The sequence below is a fragment of the Sediminibacterium sp. genome (assembly GCF_030695065.1).
Lineage (GTDB): Bacteria > Bacteroidota > Bacteroidia > Chitinophagales > Chitinophagaceae > Sediminibacterium.
This window is the reverse complement of sequence record NZ_JAUYTR010000024.1, coordinates 1-2,860: the sequence shown is the minus strand read 5'-3', so window position 1 is coordinate 2,860 and position 2,860 is coordinate 1. Positions and strand designations below refer to the sequence as shown.

Annotated in this window: 4 protein-coding genes; 3 read left to right on the top strand and 1 reads right to left on the bottom strand. The window is 31.8% G+C overall.

What is annotated here, in order from left to right; genetic code table 11:
- The 3 genes from Q8S25_RS13910 to Q8S25_RS13900 all read left to right on the top strand — a co-directional run.
- A partial coding sequence (locus Q8S25_RS13910; protein ID WP_305538740.1) for a pseudomurein-binding repeat-containing protein occupies positions 1–350 on the top strand: 350 nt, incomplete at its 5' end.
- Positions 351–365: 15 nt separating this feature from the next.
- Positions 366–1,082, top strand: a complete 717-nt coding sequence (locus tag Q8S25_RS13905) for a hypothetical protein (RefSeq protein WP_305538739.1) — start codon at positions 366–368, stop codon at positions 1,080–1,082.
- Between the two features lie 201 nt (positions 1,083–1,283).
- Positions 1,284–1,952, top strand: coding sequence for a nuclease-related domain-containing protein (locus tag Q8S25_RS13900; RefSeq protein WP_305538738.1), 669 nt, complete (start codon positions 1,284–1,286; stop codon positions 1,950–1,952).
- A gap of 15 nt (positions 1,953–1,967) precedes the next feature.
- On the opposite strand, the gene Q8S25_RS13895 is transcribed toward Q8S25_RS13900, so the two are convergent.
- A partial coding sequence (locus Q8S25_RS13895; protein ID WP_305538737.1) for a hypothetical protein occupies positions 1,968–2,860 on the bottom strand: 893 nt, incomplete at its 5' end.

The following is a 2,860-nucleotide window of genomic DNA, read 5'->3' as shown; positions in this document are numbered from 1 at the left end:
CTTATGGTTCATTGACCCTGGACAAATATCAGAGCATGTACATTCTATCCAAGGCCATAGTCCTGATAGATGAGGGAAAAGGTGGAAGCATTCCTATAAATAATTTTAATTCTCCTGATGAACCTTACGGATATATTACCAGCACCACACTTTCAAAAAGTGAATATGTGGATATTGCTCAGAGAACCTATGAATGGATGGATAAAAATGGAGCCGCGCCAAATTACGTGGGTATAAGATCCCCTGGCCAGCCTGATCTTGCACCAGATACTATGTTAAACCTGTTTTCTAAGGTTTTAGATCAATACAAAACCAATGGCCAATTACCAGACACTATAAGCATCCCTTAAAAGGGTGGATAATATATGAAAATAAATAAAACTATCATGATAATAGCCGTATTATCCATGATATTCATCATAAGCACCATTTTTTCTTTTTTACTATACTCTAATGAGGAAATAATCGTTCCATCTTCTGCAGTTACAGGCCCTAGTGTATCTTTAGGTGCCACAGATTATGGTAGTGTTGAGAAGCTGGGGCCCTATGGAAATACCAGTTCTCCGGTGAAAATTGCCTCTATCACAGGGGTGCACCCTCTAGAATATACGGCCCACCAGGCATTAAGTGAATCACTTATAAACAGTTCTAAATCACTCAAATACTGTTACTACATTTACAAGATTAATGTGACACAAGACAAGGACGATTACAATAAGGGAAGGATGAATGGCCAATTACTAGCCAATAAATATGTGGTAAGTGATATTGAGAAAAATAATTTTAATATGGCCATTGATGTGCATTCCAATAGTGGAAACTGGAAAGAAAATCGTTTTATTTTCGCTCCAGTAAGTGGAAGTGAATCAGAAGCATATGCTAAACAGATAAAAAATAAGTTAAGTTGGTTAACCTATTATGTTCCACCAAATCCAACCAGCACGGATTATATTACTGGGCCCTTGATAAAGGCCGGAGTCCCAGCCGTGATTTATGAGACATATAATAAGGAGTCTTATGATGTCACTCTGGAGCAGGCCCGGGAGTTTATAGGGGTTGTGGATGGGATTGTTTTTGTTTAATAAATTTAATATAGTTAATGAGGGTCTTCAATGGGATATCTAATATGTATTGTTTGCAACCATTACTATGAAATTTCTAGTACAGATGAAATTTTCGAATTCTGCTCTTGTGGCCGGAAACTGGAATATTATGAGTACTTAGAAGATTACCATCAATCGGTTTATCCAAAAAATCGGTTCAATTTAAGTTATTTAAAGAAAATGGAATATAAACATGACACCATAATGATGTCTGGTGTTTTTTTATCTTTTTTTGGAATTCTAGGAATTATATATGGTAATCTTTTAGGAATATTACTTTTTTTAGGTGGAATTTATCCCATTTTTTATGGTTATACCAATGGAAAAAGCTGGTACAAAGGCTATGAAGGAGAAAAAACCGTTAAAAAATCTTTAAAAAAATTAAATGGCGGTTATCATATTTTTAATGATGTTAAACTTCCGGGATCCTGGGGAAACATAGATCACATTGTAGTAGGCCCCACTGGAATTTTTGTTATTGAATCCAAAAATCTTGGTGGGCTGCATATAGTGGATGGAGATAATTGGTCTGCTAAATATAAAGAATATGGTGGATTTAAAAAAAGCTATAAAAGTCCAGGAAAACAGACAAAAGCGAATGCAGCTCAGCTTCGAAAGTATTTAATAAAAAATGATGTGAATATGAAAGATTTATGGGTTAAATCTATGGTTGCTCTCAATAGTATGCACGTTATTAGAAAATATGATCCTAAAGATTATGAATTGATTCATCCGGACTATTTAGTGGAATTTATTCATCAAAGGAAGTCTAATATTAAAGAAAGAACTATTAATGAGAGTTTTTATGTTTTAAGAGGATTTTGTGATAATTATTTTTACAAAGAATAGAAATGATAATATTATCTAAGGCTCATAATCTGGAAAACTATAAACACTAGTAATATAAAGCCAGTGAATGTCCTCAGCAATTTGCTGGAGGCCAATCCTCAAATATAAATCCCTATTTTCAAATTTTGATTTAATCAAATCATTAATCTGGTCAGAAGAATTTCTCTGTTCACTTAAATTATTTAAATAATTTTTAAATGTATAATCCTTTACTGATAAATTATACTCTTCATTTTTTTCATCAATAAAAGACAAAATACATTCTTTTTGATCATTAGTCTCGTATTCTAAATGGTTTATTTTAGAAATCTTAATAGTTCCCATGGACTTTTCAATAACCTTAGATTTTACGAAATTTCCTTGATGAATTTCATCATGGAAGATATCACTAACTGCTTGGTGACAATCATAATCCAATAATTCTTTTATTTCTTCTTCTGAAAGATTTCTTATAAAAATAGGGGAAATATTATTATCCCATAGCTTATCTTCTAAATAAGAGCTTTCAATATTTTCAGATAACAATTTTAGTTTTACCACAGAAAATGACCTAATATTCTTATTTTCAAGTGAATCTATAGTTTCATTAATAGCATCGGTATTGGGAATCAATCTTATTGAATTACCATCATTATCAATCGCATGTACTGTTATTTTATCATTAACATTATAAAAGAGATCCGTGATGATTACTGTTTTCAATTCTTCCGCAGGCAAGGTAACTGAACTATCAAATTCGTTTAATATAGAATTAATATTAGAATCCTTTTCATTATTTTGAACTTGGGTTTCAACTTTTATTTTTTTAGCATAAGTATACCAGCTTCCTTTTGCTATTTTAGCATTATTTAGATCTTCTTCAGAAATAATTCCAGACGCAATTATCTCTTTTATTTTTTTATTATCTG

Bases quoted from the DNA above. Each gene is read 5' to 3' on its own strand.
- Q8S25_RS13905 (WP_305538739.1), top strand. From the start codon at position 366: ATGAAAATAAATAAAACTATCATGATAATAGCCGTATTATCCATGATA.
- Q8S25_RS13900 (WP_305538738.1), top strand. From the start codon at position 1,284: ATGGAATATAAACATGACACCATAATGATGTCTGGTGTTTTTTTATCT.